The organism is Bifidobacterium xylocopae, from assembly GCF_003315615.1.
In the GTDB taxonomy this organism is placed as follows: Bacteria; Actinomycetota; Actinomycetes; order Actinomycetales; family Bifidobacteriaceae; genus Bombiscardovia; species Bombiscardovia xylocopae.
The window spans coordinates 17,882-37,894 of record NZ_PDCH01000006.1; the positions used below are offsets into that span (position 1 = coordinate 17,882).

General features: G+C 62.9%; 11 protein-coding genes, 1 tRNA gene and 1 pseudogene. All 13 read left to right on the forward strand.

Features of this window, described 5'->3' with window-relative positions:
• Positions 1-28: 28 nt before the first annotated feature.
• Positions 29-2,038 (forward strand): annotated as a pseudogene (locus CRD59_RS08350) (beta-ketoacyl synthase N-terminal-like domain-containing protein); the annotation flags it as partial.
• A gap of 910 nt (positions 2,039-2,948) precedes the next feature.
• The gene (locus tag CRD59_RS03860; RefSeq protein WP_113853301.1) at positions 2,949-5,855 is read left to right on the forward strand and encodes a hypothetical protein; all 2,907 of its coding nucleotides are present in this window, start codon (positions 2,949-2,951) and stop codon (positions 5,853-5,855) included.
• 403 nt (positions 5,856-6,258) lie between these two features.
• The gene (locus CRD59_RS03865) at positions 6,259-6,696 is read left to right on the forward strand and encodes a holo-ACP synthase (RefSeq protein WP_113853303.1); all 438 of its coding nucleotides are present in this window, start codon (positions 6,259-6,261) and stop codon (positions 6,694-6,696) included.
• A 284-nt stretch (positions 6,697-6,980) separates the two neighbouring features.
• Positions 6,981-7,054, forward strand: a tRNA-Gly gene (locus CRD59_RS03870).
• Positions 7,055-7,540: 486 nt separating this feature from the next.
• Positions 7,541-8,761, forward strand: a complete 1,221-nt coding sequence (locus tag CRD59_RS03875) for an MFS transporter (RefSeq protein WP_236632709.1) — start codon at positions 7,541-7,543, stop codon at positions 8,759-8,761.
• Positions 8,762-9,035: 274 nt separating this feature from the next.
• On the forward strand, positions 9,036-9,305 hold the full coding sequence (gene rpsO, locus CRD59_RS03880) for a 30S ribosomal protein S15 (protein ID WP_113853307.1): 270 nt from the start codon (positions 9,036-9,038) through the stop codon (positions 9,303-9,305).
• 279 nt (positions 9,306-9,584) lie between these two features.
• Positions 9,585-12,305 carry a polyribonucleotide nucleotidyltransferase gene (locus tag CRD59_RS03885; RefSeq protein ID WP_113853310.1) on the forward strand — a complete coding sequence of 907 codons (2,721 nt, stop codon included), beginning with the start codon at positions 9,585-9,587 and terminating at the stop codon, positions 12,303-12,305.
• Positions 12,306-12,420: 115 nt separating this feature from the next.
• Positions 12,421-13,023 (forward strand): LemA family protein, encoded by a 603-nt coding sequence (locus CRD59_RS03890; RefSeq protein ID WP_407923107.1) that lies wholly within the window; start codon positions 12,421-12,423, stop codon positions 13,021-13,023.
• Positions 13,024-13,108: 85 nt separating this feature from the next.
• On the forward strand, positions 13,109-15,493 hold the full coding sequence (locus tag CRD59_RS03895) for a DUF2207 domain-containing protein (RefSeq protein ID WP_113853314.1): 2,385 nt from the start codon (positions 13,109-13,111) through the stop codon (positions 15,491-15,493).
• Positions 15,494-15,609: 116 nt separating this feature from the next.
• Positions 15,610-16,482, forward strand: coding sequence for an aldo/keto reductase (locus CRD59_RS03900; protein WP_407923108.1), 873 nt, complete (start codon positions 15,610-15,612; stop codon positions 16,480-16,482).
• A 52-nt stretch (positions 16,483-16,534) separates the two neighbouring features.
• Complete coding sequence (locus tag CRD59_RS03905) at positions 16,535-17,491, forward strand: polyphenol oxidase family protein (protein ID WP_113853316.1); 957 nt, start codon at positions 16,535-16,537, stop codon at positions 17,489-17,491.
• Positions 17,492-17,527: 36 nt separating this feature from the next.
• Entirely contained in the window at positions 17,528-18,217 is a 690-nt protein-coding gene (locus CRD59_RS03910; RefSeq protein ID WP_113853318.1) for a pyroglutamyl-peptidase I, read from the forward strand.
• A 175-nt stretch (positions 18,218-18,392) separates the two neighbouring features.
• The gene (locus CRD59_RS03915) at positions 18,393-19,925 is read left to right on the forward strand and encodes a DivIVA domain-containing protein (protein ID WP_113853320.1); all 1,533 of its coding nucleotides are present in this window, start codon (positions 18,393-18,395) and stop codon (positions 19,923-19,925) included.
• The last annotated feature ends 88 nt before the right edge of the window (positions 19,926-20,013 follow it).

Consider the following 20,013-nt stretch of genomic DNA (forward strand, 5'->3'; position numbering starts at 1 on the left):
GGCTGGGGCCGCAAGCGGTGAACGAACGGTCAAGGCCCTGCCTACGCCGCACGTCCCGAGTCAGGCCCCCGTGGACCTGTCCGAGTGGGATGGCGTCACGGCCCGCCCCGAGGACGAGATCGTGATCGTCTCCATCGGGGAGATGGGGCCCTGGGGCTCCGGCCGTACCCGCTTCGAGGCGGAGCTGGGCATCCACTCGGATGGCGAAGTGGACCTTTCGGCCGCGGCCGTGCTCGAACTGGCCTGGAACATGGGCCTGATCGAGTGGCAGGATTCCCCCAAGCCAGGCTGGTACGACACCGATGGCGAGCTGGTGCGCGAGGAGGACATCGCCGAGCGCTATCACGACGATGTCGTTGCCCGCTCCGGCATCCGCCCCTTCGACGATGGCATGGGCTCCGACTACCGGAATGGTACGAACGAGGAGGAGGTCGACGTCTTCCTGGACCACGATGTGGTCTTCTCCGTCCCCACCGAGGACATGGCCCAGGAGTATGTCAGGCTCGACCCCGACCACACGGATGTAGAGGAGGACGCGGAATCCGGGGAGTGGAACATCACCCGCAAGGCCGGTTCCAAGATTCGCGTGCCGCGCAGGGCCACCATGTCCCGTACCGTCGGTGGGCAGTTCCCCAAGGGCTTCGACCCGGTTAAGTGGGGTATCCCGGCCTCGATGGTCGGCGATGTGGACCCGATCGCACTGTGGAACATCGTGACTACGGTGGACGCCTATCTCTCCGCGGGATTCACCCCCACCGAGATCCTCCAGGCCATCCACCCCTCCAAGGTCGCATCCACGCAAGGCACGGGCTTCGGGGGTATGGCCTCCATGCGCAAGCTCTACCTGGACAGGTTCCTGGGGAGGGAGATCCCCACGGACATCCTCCAGGAAGCCCTGCCCAATGTGGTGGCGGCGCACGTCATGCAGTCCTATATCGGGGGCTACGGCAACATGATCCAGCCGGTCTCGGCATGCGCCACCGCCGCGGTCTCGCTGGAGGAGGGCGCCGACAAGATAGCCCTGGGCAAGGCGGACTTCGTGGTCACCGGAGCCATCGATGACATCGGGGTAGAGTCGGTCATCGGCTTCGGCAACATGAACGCGACCGCCGACTCCGGCGAGATGTACGCCAAGGGAATCGCACCGCGGTTCTTCTCCCGGGCGAACGACCGTCGGCGTGGCGGATTCCTGGAATCCCAGGGTGGCGGCACGATTCTGCTGACACGGGGTGATATCGCGCTGAGGATGGGATTGCCTGTGGCTGGTGTGGTCGGCTACATCCACTCCTTCGCCGACGGCGCGCATACGTCGATCCCGGCGCCCGGTCTGGGTGCCCTGGCGGCCGGCATGGGCGGCAAGGATTCCGATCTGGTACACGCCCTTGCCAAACTGGGTGTGACTCCTGACGAAATCGCAGTGGTTTCGAAGCATGACACCTCCACGAATGCCAATGATCCCAACGAATCCGAGCTCCACAACACGCTGGCCCACGCCATCGGTCGCACGGACGGCAATCCGCTCTATGTCATCTCGCAGAAGAGCCTTACCGGTCACGCCAAGGGAGGTGCCTGCATCTTCCAGATCAATGGCCTTACCCAGCTCTTCCGTTCGGGTGTCATACCGGCGAATGCGGCCTTGGATTGCGTGGACCCGGAGCTCAGGCGAGACGACCACCTGGTCTGGCTGGAAAAGCCCCTGCATGTGGGGTCCATCAAGGCCGGACTGGTCACTTCGCTCGGTTTCGGCCATGTGTCAGGAATCGGCGCCATCGTGAACCCGGGCGCGTTCGAGGCGGCCGTGGCCAAGAGCGAAGGGGTCCAGGTCCTGGAGGAGTGGCGGGAACGGGCCAACACCCGTCTGGCAGCCGGGCAGCGCCGTCTGCAGGAGGGACGCATGGGTCGTGCCGCGCTCTACGAGCCGATAGACAACCGTCGCTTCCATGAGGACGGTGCTTCCTACAAGGGGCATGAAGTGGAGAAGTCCATGCTTCTGAACCCCGCGGCCCGCCTGGGTGCCTCCGGCTACTTCGAGATGTAGGTGTGCTGACGGGCGCCTGTAATGGGTGCGCCATGAAACGGTCCCTCCCGCATGCCGAATGCTGGAGGGACCCTCTGCCGTTCCAGCGTTGCTGCGGGTGTTCCCAGTGCGCGCACAGGCCATGCCTGGCTGTGCTCGAGGAGACAGTGCGACCGGGCGCGGCATTTACAGGGAGGTTTCAAGCCGGTATCCGTGCTTTCCTATGGCTGTGCTGTATGCAAGGTTTTTCGACTGGATCGCGATGTGGGCGGGCGGGGCGTTTTTGGGTCTTTCCCCTGCATGCCTGCATTGACGGGGCGTTCAGGATGGAACAGGGCTCGGCCCCGAGAGTGTCCGTGAGAACCGTCGCCGGACGGATGCGTACGTTTTGGCGGGGGGGGGGGGCGAGACGCGATGGACAGCTCACGCACGGTCCTCGCGCCGCAGAGCCGGGAAGGTCTTTCGTTACTGCTCGGACCTGATGCGTCCTGTTGTTCGCTCGCTTGGGCCGGCCAGCATATAATTGATAGAAATTAGTGTTCTATATCAATAATAAGAATATGCTCCAATGTCGCACAATATATAGGAAAAGTATTAGACTTGTATTATTAGACACTGGATATTGCGTTGTATCGCGTGTAGGGGGCAGTAACCGGCGCACACTGTTTGTCCTTATGTCTGAGTGTGTGAGCAGGAGGTTTGCCGAGAAATGAACCGGGGGAGTGTATCTTTGTCCAAGCTGTCCAAGGAAAATTCATATAAATGCCTAGGGGCGGCATTGTCCGCCATTTCGATGTGTGGATTGCTGCTGTTCGCCCCAGTTGCCGGCACCGCCCAAGCGGCGGAGCTTCAGCCTCGTGACGCTGGTGGCAGCAGCAGGCCACAGTTGGCGCATCGGCAGGATACCAATGGGTGGCATGACCCCAGTTGGATGAAGGTTCCGGATATAGAGGCGCATTGGCTGCATCCGCTCAATCGTGACAATATTTATTGGACCACATGGCGCAGCGGCATTGTGGGAACGACGCCTGGCAGCAATTACACTGTTCTGAATGAAAGCTACGGCTGGTCGGGTGACACCTACAAGACGCGTCCTGTTATGGAGTTCCAGCGCACGGCCGCTGTCGGCACCGCGAATATCACCGACCCGGCTATGTTCTCCACCTACGCCATGGGGGTCTACGGCAATCCTCCCCGTGGGGCCGATGGCGAGCAGCCGTTGACGGTGTATTTCTGGTGTGATAATGCGAACTCGGTCCAGTCCTATATTCCTGCCAGCAGGATTCCACCTGGATATATAGCGGTGATGCGTGTAACCAGTGCGGCTGCTGGTGAGAAGTCCGATGTCTATATGGGTGTCATGCCCACCCCTGGCACGGTTGCGGACCCTGTGACTGGATGGACGCACGGTCCTGGTGTGGGAGATGGCTATCCTTCCGGGTGGGCGACCGGCGGGGAGGTCAGTCAGGCCACCGGCTACCTGCACACCTCGTCGATTTACGCCAGGCAGATCGATGACACGGATTGTGCATCAACCAACCCGACATACTCCACGTCGCAGTATTGCATCTGGGACCCCGTTACCGGTGCCTATTCGCTGTCGCATCTGGTGCAGCCGGGTGATTGGTCAAACGGTATGTCGACCCCGTCGAGGGATCGGTGGAGTCTGCGTCGGCAAGTCGGGGACACCAGTACAGGGCCTGTGAAGGCGGATGGGAGCCCTCAGTCGGTCTCGGTCGAGAGTACTGTGGCCAGTGCCGATATGGGTATGGATGCGTTGGGCAATATGTATCTGTACTATGGGATGGCCGTACCCAGCAGCGGGCTTGCCTACAATGCCGGTATCGTAAAAATCTCCCCGGCCAGGGATTCCGACGGCAATATCGTGGATGGGAGCATAAGCGCTCCTTGGCGTTATACCAATGTGACGAAAGTACGCTCGCAGTTCGGCGAGTCTTGGGGCGCCGCTAACAGCATGTGGGGTGTCGGCATCAGGAACGGCAAGTTCCTTATCGGGACGTCGATCGGAACGACACCCGGTTCCGTGCCCGTCCCCGGTGTGTCCGGCCGTCAATCCCGTCTGGTCCGCATCGACCCCCTGAGCGGGCTGGGGAAGATGATGGGGTCAAGCGACAACGCGGTGGGACATGATAACACTCAATACATCCCCGCTGTGGATTCCGAATCCTTCGATATGGCTTCGGCCCAGGAGCTCATGGTCATACAGGGCGTGCTCTACGACGACGTCAATGGTGAGGGGCGATCGGCCGCCGATGGGGTGAAGCCTGTTGATGCCCGGTCGCTGCCGGGCCAGACCCTTGCTCTCTATGATGCGGACAAGAAGCTGCTGGGTTCCACGGTTTCCTCAGCCAAGGGCACATATTCCTTCATAGTGGCATCCGATGGCAAGTACTATGTCCGCGTGGCACAACCCCGTGTGCTGCAGGCGGGCGGCGAAGGTATAGCGGCTCATCAGACCTGGGGTGCCGCCACGTCAGGAAGCATCGCGGGGGGTGTCCAGAACAGGGTCAATTCAGCTGTCGTCAAATGCAGGGGCGGCGATATCACCAACCCCACGGGCAGGGCGGCCGGTGCCTGCGCGGGCACACTCGAAGCGCCGTATGTCGACAAGAACCTCCCGTCAGTGGGCAGCACCGGCAACGAAGGCGAATGGCCGTCCTACGGTGTCGTGAGCATCCAAACAAGCACGGTGATTCCCAAACTTGATTTCGGTTTCAGTGCAAGAGGAAGTTTCGGCGATGCCAGTAAACCGCCATATAACACGACGATTGCCCAGAAGGGTCCGCTGCTGCAGTCTGCTGATCAAAGCGATCTCAGGCTCGGGAGCAAGTTGGGCTTTTACGGTGATGGGACAAATGCCCCTTCCGCCGACGGACATGACACCGACGATGGTGTGCGCATCAAGCTGAAAGACGGCTCACTGTCGCCGCTTCAGGGCGCCGCTCTGGCCCGGGGCCATTCATATGAGCTCAGTTTGGCGGTGGACGGCAGGCTCGCACCCAGCTCGAAGGTGAGCATATGGCAGCGGAACAACGATGGCACAGGCTCCTCGGGTCCGATTTCAGCGGATGCCGTGAGAGGGGCGAATACGCTCCATCTCAGTCTGCCTGCGGCAGGCGGAGGTATCAGCCCCAAGCAGGTGCGGGCCATCATTGCCCCAAGGGATGTCACTCCTGATGTGGATGACGCAAACGGTGTCTTCGCCAACCATAGGGCGGGTGCGGCATCGAACAATACCAGTCCTTGGACGGTTCCAGGAGAAGTGGAGGACTACGGTATATATTCGGCCGACACCCTGATTCGCTTGCAGGTGCGTGTCAATAACGGAGCGCTTCCGCCTGCGCCTTTCGAGTTCGCCATGACCAATGTCCACGACGGGACCGCAGATGCCGGCAATCCTTCTCGTGACACTGATTCCATTACCCCGACGGCCGTCGGTGACGTCATCACGTCCCCGACAGTCCATGCGGTCGATGACACCTCCAGCGGCAACAAGGGTGTGAAGATCAGTGATGTGACCAACAGGTCCGGCTGGGGCAGTGACTACAGCATCTCCAGTGTCGTATGCAAGGGCACGACTGATGCCGTCAACTTCCCGACGTCGGTTGAGGCGCATGAGGGCGTGGCCACTGTCACGGGTATCACGGGGGGCTCTGACGTGGCCTGCCTCGTGTCTTATGACAACCATGCTCATTTTGTGCTGCCCCGGGCGGGCGATGTTTCGCTCTTCTCCACCCTTGGCGCCGCACTGGTGCTGCTGTCGGTCTCGGGAGTCATCGGTCTGGGGCTGAAAAAGCGGTCCGCGCAGGAATTGTAACAAGCGCACCATCCGGTAGACCGCCCACAGGGGCCTGCATGTGGGGAGGCAGAGATGAGTCTGTTGGGTCGCACATGCATACGGATATGCTGCGGTGAGCGGTGCTTCCGGGAGCCGGGCGCTTGGGGGGCAGGAATCTCTCCGGCTGTTGTCCTCCGCGGACTGAGGGGTCCGGTGGGGGCAGGAGTGCTGTGATGGTTCCGTTTCGTATTCGGAAACAGCGAAGGACGATTCAAGCCCGGGATTGGATGGGGACGAAGTGGATATGGATTCGTCCCCGCCATATGTACCCTGGTTTGCATCGCCGGCATTCCGCCGGCCAGCAGGCCGCTGTATACGGCTCGGGTGAAACTGGGTGTCTGGACGGTGATGAATAAGCTAGGCGATTCGGGGTCTCATATCAATGGACATCATGGGTCTTGGCCACGATGTGGTGAATGTGGAAACCTTCGGGGGGCAGCTGGCCGGCCCTGGCTCGCACATGGGCGACTTGTTCTCGCCGCGTGAGTTGCGCCAGTGCCATGAGCGCGCCCGTTTGAAGGGAGACGACGAGGCGGTTCACCTTTCCGCCCGTTGGGCGGGTAAAGAAGCCGTCCTCAAGGCCTGGTCCGCCGCCTTGGGTTCGGGTCCGGCCCCCTATACGATTGATCGCTTCCCCTGGGCGGCCATCGAGATACTGGATGATTCGCGTTCCCGGCCCGGTGTGTATTTGTCCGATCGCGTAAATGCCCGGTTATATGAATCGGTGGCGTGCGCCGGTTCGCTTTCGTGGTTGATTTCGCTGACCCATGATGGGCCGGTCGCTTCGGCTGTCGTCATGCTCGGCTCCTTGCATACGTGAACCTTCCGGGACTCGCTGATCAAGGAGCGGCCTCCCCTGCCCCATCAGGTCGGGTGCCAATGGGGAGGAGGGGTACGCGCCGCCGCGTGGAGTTGTGGCAGCGGGGCCGACAGGATTCAATCAGCGGGCGTGCCGCGTGGCAATGGCCGGCCCGGTTGTCGGTGGCCCACCCCGAATGCAGCGCTGCTGCAACGGTTTGTTCCCTGGGCTATCGGCGGTCGGCCATGGGGGTGTCCGAGAGGGCGGCCCCTTGTGGTATGCTCTGAATCGAGTTCATGGCCTCTGCGGGCGTAGCTCAATGGTAGAGCCTCAGTCTTCCAAACTGATTACGCGGGTTCGATTCCCGTCGCCCGCTCCAACTGGAAGCCCCTGGAAACAGCGAGAAACCCACTGTTTCCGGGGGCTTTTGCTATATCCGGGCCAGGCTCCCCGCCTGGCTGACTAAGCAAGATTTACGGCAGAAAGCGGCACTGTACGGGCACGTAGGGTACACGATAGGGTACACACCGGAGGTGCTTGGTGGCGTATATGCAAGTAACAACGAATGGATGAGGGACGGTGAGGGAGAGTGATTCATGGGACTGCCGGGATGTTGTGGCTAAAGTGACCATCGACGCTTTTGCCCCCCCCCCCCCGACAGTGCATGTTCGGGAAAGGTGAACCAGTCGTGACGGTAAGGATAAATGGCCGGTTATGTAGGGGCCGCCGTCGTAGAGTCATCTGGATGTCCCATCCTTCGAAGCGGTCTGCAGGGAGGCCTGGTAATTTGACTTCGGCGCAGCGGCAAACCTCTTATAGCGATAAGCGTTCCTGGCGTCCATGGCTCGTCTTCCTGGGCTGTTGCATGCTGTCCTTTGTGGGCTATGGGCTCATTGTGAACACGCCCGGCCTGTACTATCCGATTCTCTCGAAAGAGCTCGGTGTATCGCGCACACAGATTGCGTTGACTTCGACGATCATGAACCTGGCGGGTGCTGCGGCCATGTTGTTCTCGGGGAAATTGATGAAGCGTGTCGATTCACGTTTTCTGCTCAGCCTATGCATCATCGCATGCGTGGTGATTTTCTTTGTCCAGTCCTTCTTCACCCGCCTCTGGCACTTCTATATATCCTTTGCCTTGATCGGTGTGGCATACGTCATACCAATCACCTTGGCGCCCTCCGTCCTGCTTTCCAACTGGTTTGAGCGCAGGCTCGGCCTGGTGATGGGCATCGCCCTGGGGCTATCGGGGCTGGGTGGGATGGTGTTCAATCCCGTTGTCTCAATCTGGATCGCGGATCTGGGCTGGCGGCCGGCTTATCGCTTGACGGCCCTTCTGCTCGCGGTATTCATTCTGCCGTTTTCATTGTTCGTCTTGCGGTTCCGCCCCAGCCTGGGCGGGGCCGTTGCCCCGAACGGGATGGGGGCGACGGAAGAGCTTGGCGGTGAGAGCCCATCAACCGGGGCTGTCCCCGGCGCCTCGGACGATCGTTCCGAAGTCCCTGGAATTGAGGCAAGGAAGGCCTATCGAACCCCCACCTTCCTCCTGCTGATGGCCTGCTATGTGCTCCTCCAATGGGTTACCGGAATGGTGCAGCACGTATCCGGTTACGGGCAGTCCCGGGGCCTTACCTTGCAGCAAAGCGCGTTCGTGGTGTCCGGGATCATGCTTGGGGCGGCTATCGGCAAGGCCAGCATCGGCATCCTTCTGGACAAGTTGAAGACGGAATTGGTACTCACCATATATTCAGCGGTAGGTCTGGTCGGCTGGGGGTTGATGATGGTCCTCGTCGAGCCCACCACCGCCGCGCTCTCGGGTTTCCTGGCCGGATTGGGGCAGGGTGTGCTGCTGGTGGCGCTACCTTGGTTGGCAAGGCGGTCCTTCGGGCAACGCGACTATGCGGAGATCCTGAGCATTCTGACCATGTCCGGTGTCCTCTCGGTGGCACTTGCGAACACGGTCAACGGTACGGTCTTCGACTTGGCTGGTTCATACCTGCCGGTCCTGGTGGTAAACGTGGCTTGTTATCTCTTGTCCCTGGCAGCAGCCATCACGGCCTACCATCTGCGCCCCCTCAAACAATGAAGCTATGCGCGGTTGGGTGCGGTGGTGGGCGGGAATCCGGGGTCGGCAGGACCTGTTTCGATGCCGCTTCCACCAGAACGAACGGTGTGAGCTGCCAGGCGAGGCGCGTGGACAAGGCCCCCCCCCCCCGGGTCCTCACTGTCAGGGTCGGCAGGTTTGGGGAAAGTTGTGGCCGGTGCCTGGTGTATACTGATTGTTTGGCGTGATTCGCCCGCGGATTGAGAGCGCTTCAGCATTGGGCTGGTGCACCGCGCAACGGATACGAGGAGAGACCGTGGCACTGTCGACGGAAGAGAAGAACAAGATCGTTGCCGAGTATGCGACGCACGAGGGCGACACGGGTTCCCCCGAGGTCCAGGTGGCTTTGCTGAGCAAGCGCATCTCCGACCTGACCGAGCACCTGAAGACGCACCAGCACGACCATCATTCCCGTCGCGGCCTGCTCCTCATGGTCGGTCATCGTCGCCGTCTGCTCGACTACCTGAAGCAGGTGGACATCGAGCGTTACCGGTCCCTGATCGAGCGTCTTGGACTGCGCCACTAATGAGAGCTTCCGCCCGGGCCTGTGCGCTCGGGCGCTTTTGCATGCCGAAGAACTGAACAGTGAACGATGAGACGGGCGGCGAGCGCCGCGGATAGATGCCGGGGAAGGGCGTGGAAACGCCGGGACCGGTCCCGCCAGGCGCCGATGCGACACCGTCAGGCATGGATTTTGCCGACAAGTGCACGCGATCAGGTATGTCGCGTCCGGCATGCACGAGGATGAATGAAGTAGCAGGTATCAGGAAACAAGAAGTAACAGCAGTAACAAAGGAGGAACCCTATGGAGGGTCCCGAAATCAAGGCTGTAGAAGCCACCATTGACAATGGTTCATTTGGCAGGCGCACGGTGCGCTTCGAGACGGGTCGTCTCGCCCAGCAGGCGGATGGGGCTGTAGCCGCATATCTGGATGACGATTCGATGGTCCTGTCGACCACGACCGCAGGGTCCAGCCCCAAGGAGAACTACGATTTCTTCCCGCTGACAGTAGACGTGGAAGAGAAGATGTACGCCGCCGGCAAGATTCCCGGCTCCTTCTTCCGCCGTGAAGGCCGTCCTTCCACCGAGGCCATTCTGGCTTGCCGGTTGATCGACCGCCCCCTTCGTCCGCTGTTTCCCCATACCTTCCGCAACGAGGTCCAGGTCGTCGAGACCATCCTGGCGCTCGATCCGGAAGATGCGTATGATGTGCTGGCCCTCAACGCGGCCTCCGCGTCCACGCTGATCTCCGGACTGCCCTTCGAGGGTCCGGTCTCCGGTCTGCGCCTGGCCCTGGTCGATGGGCAGTGGGTGGCCTTCCCCCGCTGGAGCGAGCGCGAGCGCGCCGTCTTCGAGCTGGTCGTTGCCGGTCGTGTGGTCGAGGGCGACGACGTCGCGATCGCCATGATTGAGGCTGGGGCTGGCAAGAACGCCTGGGAGCTCATTTATAATGAGGGCCAGATCAAGCCCGACGAGGCCGTTGTGGCCGAGGGCCTTGAAGCCGCCAAGCCGTTTATCAAGGTCCTGTGCAAGGCGCAGTCCGAGCTCAAGGCCCAGGCCGCCAAGCCCACCAAGGAATTCCAACTCTTCCCGGAGTATTCGGACGAGCTGTATGCCCGTATCGACCAGATCGCGCACGCCGACCTGGATGAGGCCCTCTCCATTGCGGAGAAGCTGCCCCGTCAGGAACGCATCCATGAGATCAAGGAACACGTCCGCCAGGCCCTGGCCGACGAGTTCTCCGATATGGAGGACAACGAGAAGGATAAAGAGCTGGGCAACGCCTTCAAGGAGCTCCAGCGCCAGATTGTCCGTCGGCGTATCCTGACCCAGGATTATCGCATCGACGGCCGTGGCCTGCGTGACATCCGCACCCTGTCCGCAGAGGTGGACATCGTGCCGCGCGTGCATGGCTCCGCTCTTTTCCAGCGCGGCGAGACCCAGGTGCTGGGAATCACCACCCTGAACATGCTCAAGATGGAGCAGACCATCGACGCCCTGTCCGGTCCTTCCACCCGCCGCTACATGCACAATTATGAAATGCCCCCGTATTCGACGGGCGAGACTGGTCGCATGGGTTCTCCGAAGCGTCGCGAGATCGGTCATGGGAACCTGGCGGAGCGTGCCTTGATTCCTGTGCTTCCCTCACGTGAGGACTTCCCTTACGCCATTCGCCAGGTCTCCGAGGCCATCGGGTCCAACGGCTCCACCTCCATGGGGTCGGTCTGCGCGTCCACGCTCTCCCTGCTTGCCGCCGGTGTGCCGATCAAGGCCCCGGTCGCCGGCATCGCCATGGGCCTGGTCACCGGTGAGGTGGATGGACGGCCTGCTTACAAGACCCTGACCGACATTCTGGGTGCCGAGGATGCATTCGGGGATATGGACTTCAAGGTGGCAGGGACCTCAGAGTTCATCACCGCCCTGCAGTTGGACACCAAGCTGGACGGCATTCCGGCCGACATCCTGGCGGGCGCTCTCCAACAGGCCAAGGAGGCCCGCACCACCATCCTTGATGTGCTCACCGAGTGCATCGATGAGCCTGCCGAGATGAGCCCGACCGCTCCCCGTATCATCACGACCAAGGTGCCTGTGGACAAGATCGGCGCGGTCATCGGGCCCAAGGGCAAGATGATCAACCAGATCCAGGATGAGACAGGTGCCGAGGTGTCCATCGAGGATGACGGCACGGTCTACATCTCCTCCGAGGGCGGCGAGGCCGCCGAGAAGGCCAAGGAGACCATCGACCAGCTGGTCAACCCGCACCTGCCCGAGGCCGGTGAAACCTATGACGGCAAGGTCGTCAAGACGACCAGCTTCGGCGCTTTCGTCAACCTCACGCCGGGCACCGACGGCCTGCTGCACATCTCGCAGATCCGCAACCTGGCGAATGGTGAGCGTATCGATGCCGTGGAGGACGTGCTCCAGGAGGGTGACGAGGTCCAGGTCATCGTCCAGGGTGTGGATGACCGGGGCAAGATCTCCCTGGCCATTCCCGGTTTCGAGGAGACGCAGTCAGGTTCCCGCGGTGGCCGTGAGCGTTCCGAGCGTCCGGCCCGGCGCGACCATGACCGCGCGGGCCGTCCGGATCGTCGTGACCGTGATCATGACCGCGATCGCGGCCGGGCACGCCGTTCCGAGCGCCCCCGTTACGAGGATGAGCCCGCGGTGGTCGAGGATGACTTCGTTGAAGAGGAAGTCTCCCGCCCCCGCCACCGTCGTGAGGATCGCGATTATGACCGGGACGAGCGGTCCAGCCGTGATCGTTCCGAGCGTACCGGTCGTCGTGACCATGACCGTGGCGACCGTTCCGAGCGGCACGAGCGGCGTGAGCGTTCCGACCGTCGGGGTGGCGAGCGTCGTCATGAGCGTTCCGGTGGCCGTGGCGGATACCGTGGCCGTCGCGAAAACCCCCGCTATGCTGCGGACGAGCACTATGACGAGTACGAGGCGGGTCGCGAAGTGCGTTCCGAGCGCCCCCGTCGCCGTGTGCGCCGGGACTTCGACCCCTTCGACGATGAGGACTGATCGCTGACGGGCCCACGCCCGTAGCCTGTATCCGGCGGCCCCTGACCCTCCGTGGTCGGGGGCCGCTCCGTCTTGCCTGGTCGTACAGACAGGGCGGTATGGAATAATGGTCGATATGTCTATGCTTACGAAAGTGCTGATCATCATCCTGGCGGTCATTGTCCTGCTGGTCCTGTGGGGGGTCAGCGTCTATAACTCCATGGTGGGTCTGCGCAACCGGGTGAAGAACGGCTGGTCACAGATCGATGTCCTACTCAAGCAGCGTGCCGATCTGATTCCCAACCTGGTGGAGACGGTCAAGGGCTATGCCGGGCATGAATCCGGCACCCTCACTGCGGTGACCCAGGCCCGTGCCGGCGCCGTGCAGGCAGCCGCTGCCTCCGCCGCCTCCAATGATGGTTCCCGTGCGGTCGCCATGCGTGCCCAGGCCGAGAACAAGCTCTCCGGCGCACTGGTCAATTTGCTGGCCACCGCCGAAGCCTACCCGGACCTGAAAGCGAACCAGAACTTCCTGGACCTGCAGGGGCAGCTGTCGGACCTGGAGCAGAAAATCGCTTACGCCCGCCAGTTCTACAACGATGTGACCCAGAAGTACAACACCCGCATCCAGCAGGTGCCCAGCAACATCATCGCCGCTCTCTTCCATTTCCGGGAGTCCCAGTACTTCGAGGCCGAACCCGCGGCCCGGGAGGTTCCGAAAGTGGATTTCAGCAAGTAATTGTCCCTTGGGTGACAGGGCTGGCCGCACCAGTATGGTCGGTCCTTTCCGCAAGCGAGTCTAGTGCCTCCAGGGAGGGGCTGTAGTGAACGCTTCAGTCGACAGGATGCCGTCCAACACGGCGGAGTCAGTGAAAGCCAGCAGTGACGCAGGGGTGCCTGAAAACGACGGCGGTCCCACGGGCATCGACCCGGCCAGTAGCGGCTCGCCGGCCGGCGGCCCCTCCGCGCCGTTGCAGGTAACCGATGCGGGCGTGCGGTCCGTCGGCGGCTGGAGCGGCAAACGGTTCACCCTCTCCCTGCTTGGGGCCATTGCGGCCGGTCTGGTACTGGCCTTACTCTTCACGACTGTTTCGGCCGCCGGCAACTCAACGGACTTGGCATACAACGCCTTGGACTACGATGTGACCGTCCTGCCGAACGGTGACCTCAGGGTCAAGGAGCGCATTGACATGAGCCTGAGGGCCCGCGAGGACGGGGACGGGGACGACAAGCCCTGGCGGCAGCTCTACCAGCGCTATAGGATCAACCCGGAGAATCTCACGGGCATCTCGGATGTGTCGGTGCGGGACGTGGACCGGGGCAAGAACTACCCGCAGACCGTCAGTATGAATCCTTCCGATGTGGGCCAGGCCGACCACTGGGATGAGGACCAGGCCGACAGTTGGTACATCGCACAGGTGGAAGGCGATGACCTGTACGACTATGAGTATGAACGACCCAAGGACCCAGGAAACCCGACGCCGGGCGAATGCCAGATGGGCGGCGGCTCCTGTCAGGTGGAGATCGGCTGGAACATCCCCGAGCTCAAGGAGGCCGACAGCAGGGTCTTTGAACTCGCCTTCACCATGCATGGCGTCTCAACGGCCTACGACGATGTGACCGCCTTCCAGTGGGAGCCGGTCGGTACCGGCAACCAGACGCAGATCGGCAAACTGTCAGGTGTCATCCACCTGCCCCAGGGCGAGCACCGTGCGCGGGCCGCGACCAAGGCCTGGCTCCACTACACCGGTCCCTCCAGCGACTGGCGGGATGCCGGAGGGGACCTGCACTTCCAAGCCGACCGGGTGTCCCCGGGACAGTTTCTGGATGTCAAGGTGATCATGGACCGGACGCTGACCCGGGATGTGCCCCGGGTGCGCCATGAGCGGGCCGGGCAGCGCATCGCCGGTGAGGAGGACAGGCAGGAGGCAGCCTGGAGGCGCGGCCGGACGATCAAGGCCCGCCTGAGTCTGGCCCTGTGGACGCTGATTGCCGCGGTCACCCTGGCCATGGCCGTACTCGCGATCCGCTCGGCTTTCAGAAGTTTCAGGAGCTCCCGTTACGCCGGCCCGATCACGTACTGGCGGCAGGCCCCGCAGATGTCGCCAGCGGCGGCTGCGGAGCTGAATACGGTCATGTTCGGCGGTAGGAAAGCATTGCACTCGCGGCAGATGGCAGCCACTGTGCTTTCCCTGGCTTCCAAGGGTGCCATTGCGGTCTATCCCGGTCCCGTCCGACGCTATGCCGGTCTGAACCTGCTGACCGTGGACCCTCGGGAGCTGGGGCGGGCCATGGGAGCGAAGGGCACGGTCATGGATCGGGCGGAGGGCACATCCACAATCGTCATAAGGCCGGTGGCATACGAGGATGTGGAATCCCTCGCCCTGGCCAACAGCGAGCTCGCGGCCCTGGCCCTGCTGAAGCAAGCCGCCGAGCGGTTGGGCAGCCGTGTCTTCGATCTCAAGCAGATGCAGGACTCATTCAGTGATTACCATGACGCCTGGCATCTTATGAGCCGTTTCGACAATGCCGTTGCAGTCGAATTCGGCTCCCTGGCCGCCACCCGTTCACTCAGCGGGTCGATGGTGCTTGAATTCCTTGGTGTGGTGGCCGCCCTGGGCCTGTGGGCGCTGGGGCCGGCGACGGGGCAGAGTATGTTGGGCTGGATCTGTGGCGCGGTACTGCTGCTGGCCTGCGCCTTCGCGCTGGGCTACGGCAGGCCGGTCGGCCTCACCGGGCAGGGGCAGGAATGGGCGGGCCAAGTGGCGGGTCTGCGCGCCTACCTGCTTGATTTTTCGTCCTTCCGGGAGCGTGGTGTGGAGTCCTTGGCCCTATGGGACGTGTACCTGGTGTATGCCACCGCCCTGGGCATCAGCAAGGAGGCGATGAGGGAATTGGCCAAGGCCTACCCCCAGGTGACCGATTCCGACTGGTTGGACGCCCACTACGGCGGACTGCTCTATATGTCCTACCGTCCATACGGGCGCACCGGCGGCTGGGGGAGCGAGGGACCAGGCCTGCAGGCGGTCGGTCGCGGGTTCTCGGCAGGAATCGGTGACCTGGGCGGCCAATTGTCCTCCGGCTTCTCCCAGCTCCAGGAAACAATCAGCGCCGCTGGCTCCTCGGGTTCTTCGGGCGGTTCCTTCGGTGGTGGTGGCTTCGGCGGCTCATCGGGCGGCTCGGGTGGCGGCTCCTTCGGTGGCCGCTAGCGTTTACGGTTGGGGTCCCGTAGGCTTGACGGTGTACGGGGGCGAGGAGCGGATCCTGCTGCCCTGCGGTCGGTAGCATGGCTCGGTGATGAGTCGGTTCAAGGGAAAGGAAGTAGATGATGACGCTGTTGACGAGGACTTTGGGATTCAGCCGGACCACGGCTGTCGGGCTGGGATGCATGGGACTGTCCATCGAAGGCAAGCCCGCTCGCGAGCAGGCGGTGCAAACCATCCATGATGCCTTGGACGCGGGCTGCCGCCATTTGGACACCGCATGGTCCTACTATGCGTCAGGGGGACCGGAGCAGACCAACGAGAACCTGGTCCGCGAGGCCCTGGCCTCTTGGAAAGGGCCCAAGGACGAGGTCCTGGTGGCCACCAAAGTCGGCCACTTCCGTAATTTCGACCGCGACGGCAAACCCGGTTGGGGGGTCGATGGCCGCCCGGAAACCCTTATCCGCCGGGCCAAGGAGTCCGCCCGGGCCTTGGGCGTGGACACCATCGACCTGCTCTATATGCATCGGCCTGATCCTGATGTGCCCTACCAGGAGTCGATCGAGGCCATGGCACAGCTGGTCCATGAGGGTGTGGCCCGCCAGATAGGGATCTCGAACGCCGACCTGCGTCAGATCGATCTGGCACGCGGCGTCCTGGGCAAGGACCTGGTGGCCGTCCAGAATCAGTTCTCCCCGCTCTTCCGCGACACCCGCAAGGTTCTGGACTACACGGGCCAGGTGAACCTGGCCTTCGTATGTTGGAGCCCCCTGGGCGGTTTCCGCAAGCCCAAGGACGAGTCCAAGTTCGCTCCCTTCAGACAGGTGGCCCAGGCCCACGGCGTCTCCTTCCAGCAAGTGGTGCTGGCCTGGGAGCTCGCTCAGGGCGAGCACGTCTTCGTGCTGCCGGGCGCCCACCGTCCGCAGACCATCCTGGATTCCCTCAAAGCCGGCGAGCTCAAGCTGAGCCGGGACGAGTTGGCGACGTTGGACTGATATGGACGGGGCGGAGCCGGTTAGGGCGGCAAGGAGGGAGCGCAGGACGGTCATGGAGGATGAGGGGACTTACGGGGAATGGAGCCGGGAGCATGAACTGGTGGATTCCAGCGCGGTCCCCCACGATGACGGGGCCGGCGCTCCCATACCGGTGACTATACCCGTGGACCTGGCGGCGGGGGTCAAGGTCGTCTTCACCACCAGGCTGGGCGGCGTCTCCAGGGGTGACTACGCCAGTCTCAACCTGGGCGGCAAGGGGGGCGACGACCCTATCGCCGTGGGCGCCAACCGCCGGGCCTTGGAGCGGACCTTGGGGGCGCCGCTGACCTTGGTCAGCCAGGTGCATTCGGGCAAGGCCCAGGATGCCGATCGCTCGCCCCGTCAGGAGCTGGCTTCGGTGAATGCGGACGCGCTGGTCTCCTCACAGGCAGGTGTCGCCCTGGGTATGTTCGCCGCAGACTGCCTTCCGGTTCTGCTGGCCGACCCGCATTCGGGCGTGATTGGCGCTGCCCACTGCGGCCGGCGGGGCTTGGAGCAGGGTGTGATCACTGCCGTTGTTGATCTGATGGTCGCCAAGGGCGCTCGCCGTCGTGACATCGTCGCCGGTCTGGGGCCGGCCATCTGCGCCGACTGCTACGAGGTGGGCGACCGGATCGCCGCCGACTTCTCGCTGAGGTTTCCTGGCACGGCCGGACCAACCCGTTTCGGGGGACAGGGTATCGACATCTCCGGCGCAGCCCGGCAGGCCCTGGCGCAGACAGGTGTCGACAGGCTCGTGGACTGTGGGCCGAGGATGGCGGCGGCGACACAGTACCTGCGCTCGGACCCCGAGTTGGCTGATCTGTGTGCCGTGGACGGTGAGGGGCCGGACTTGGCTGGACGGCTGAAGCGCTTGCGCCATGCCCGCTGCACGCTGGAGAACCCGCTGTGGTACTCGCATCGCCGGGCGGCCTTGGCTGGAAAATCCCACGAAGGCCGGATGCTGGCGTTGATTGTGCGGGCGGACTGATACGGGCGGTGCGGGCCCAGACTAGACTGGTCGGGTATGGAGCAGCTCAAGGTAATTATCGCCGGGTACGACCAATACGAAGGTGTGCGGGTCAATCCTTCGGCGGAGGTGGTCCGTATGCTCGCCGAGCAGGCGGCGCCGGAGTCGGGGGCGGACGACGATCCGCTGCATGGTGTGGACCTGCGCATCCGGCCGGTCTTCATGCCCATCTCCTTCGGCAGGGCCTGGCCGGTGCTTCTTGAGGCCATAGACGACTTCGACCCCAGGATCGTCATCGCGACCGGACTGAAACGTTCAGCCAGGAGCATAGCAATGGAACGCTGCGCCGTGAACCTCAAGGACGCCAATCGTGCGAGCGGTTCCTCCGAATCCGCCCCGGCCGTACGGCGTGAGGCTATCGACCCGGAGGGTCCGGCCGCCCATTGGACAAGGCTGCCGCTGCGGTCCATACTGCAGGCTTTCGCCCGGGACAACATCCCCGCCACGCTGAGCTCGGACGCGGGAACTTACGTGTGCAACGCGGTCTTCTACAACCTGCTCAACTGGACGACCGCGCATCCGGGTGTGCTGGCGGGTTTCGCCAGCCTGCCCCCTGTCCCGGACCCGCAGGTCGGCCAGACGGACGGCCTGGCCCTGGACCAGCAGGTCAGGGCCGGATGGGATCTGGTCGGCGAGACGGTGCGCTACTACCGCCGCCCCTCCTCGAGCGACATGCTGATCGCTTGATCCGTCCGTCCCCTCCTGGCTCCATGAAACACGCCGGGGGCTCAGGAAGGTGCATATTATAAGGCATTTCCCGACGTTCCTGTACTGTAGAATGTCATTCAGGTCATTTGTTTGGACGCTAAGCCCGCCGGATGACGCAGCGGTTCATCAAAGCGGTGGCAAAAAGGAGTGAAGCATGGCGGACGATCAGTTTCCAATAGTGTTGCGTGGATATGACAAGGACAAGGTCGATGAAGCCCTGGGGTCCTTGCAGGACAACATGTCCAGGTTGCGGCAGCAGATCAAGAGCGACGATAGCCGGATCCTGAAACTCGAGGCGCAGCTCCAGGAGGAGCGTTCCAAGCGGTCGGGTTCCGACCGGCAGGGGTCCTTCGCCTCTCTGGGCGCCAATGCCCAGCAGCTCCTGACCTCGGCCGAGCAGACATCCACCGAGCTGCTGAACCGGGCCAAGCAGGATGCCGCAGCCACGAGGACCTCGGCCCAGGAGAAGGCCACCACACTGGTCAAGGACGCCAAGATCGACGCCCAGCGCATCGTCGACGAAGCCAAGGCCAAGGCCGCCGCCGCGCTTGAGACGGCGGAGGACCAGTCCCGTACCCTGACGACCACGGTGCGTCAGCAGGCCGATCATCTCAAGGCCGCTGCGGCCAAGCAGGCCGAGGAGCAGCGTCAGGCCCTCCAGTTGGAACTGAAGAACACGCGCGAGGAGGCGGCCAAGCAGCTGGCGGCGGAGCGAGCCGCTCAGGAGAGCAAGCTCTCGCAGGCCACCGCCGATGCCACGAAGCGAATCGCCGAGCAGCGTCAGAAGGCCAATGACGAGGTCGTCAAGCTCAAGCAGAGCGCGAACGATCAGATACAGAAGGCCTTGGCGGATGCCAACAAGAAACTCTCGGACGTGCGTGAGCAGGTGTCCAAGATGCTGACGGAAGCACAGCGGCAGGCCGGTGAGATCACCGACAAGGCCAAGACCCAGGCCCAAAGGATCATCGACGACGCTAACGTCTCCTCCGCTGAAACCAAAGCAAAGGTGAAGGCCGAGGCCGAGCGGGTCCGCCAGCAGATCTCCGCCCAGCAGCAGGAGGCCACCTCCAAGGTCGACGAACTGCTGAAGAACCTGGAGGATCGGCGCAAGAAGACCGAGGAAGAAACCGACCAGCTGATGGATCAGGCGAAGAAGGCCCGCGAGGAAGCAGATTCATACGCCGCTTCCAAGCGCCAGGAGGCCGAGAGCAAGGCCACCCAGATTCTGGAGGAAAGCAGGCGGCAGGCCAAGGAGGAGATCGAGGAACGTCGGCAGGCGGCCCAGAACGAGCTGTCCGACCTTAAGGAGCAGATCGCCAAGCTCCAGCACCGGGAGGCGACGATCACCGCCCGCGTGGACGAGCTGCGCTCCATCTTCTCCAAATCATTCGGCGCCTTCGACAAACTGGGCATCCAGGGGGACGAAGCCCCGGCGGAGCCTGCACAGGACGGCGTCGCCACCGGCTCCGATTCGGATGTGCCCGACCTGCTGTCGGTTCCGGCGCCCCGTCCTTCAACGGCAGCCTACAGCGGTTCGGCGAGCCCCAAGGGGCAGGTGCCTGCGCCATCAGCCAAAACCGCCACCCCCTTGCCACCCGCCCAGAAAGCCAAGGACAGGAACCGGCATTCGGGCGCCCCTCAGCCCGCCCCCACCGAGGTCATTCAACGCAGCCAGCGTGAATCCTGACCCGTTCCGCCAATCGCGCCCACGGGCCGGCATCCAAACGGATGACCGCACTGTGGGCGATTCCTACCGTCCCTGATCCGGACGCGAT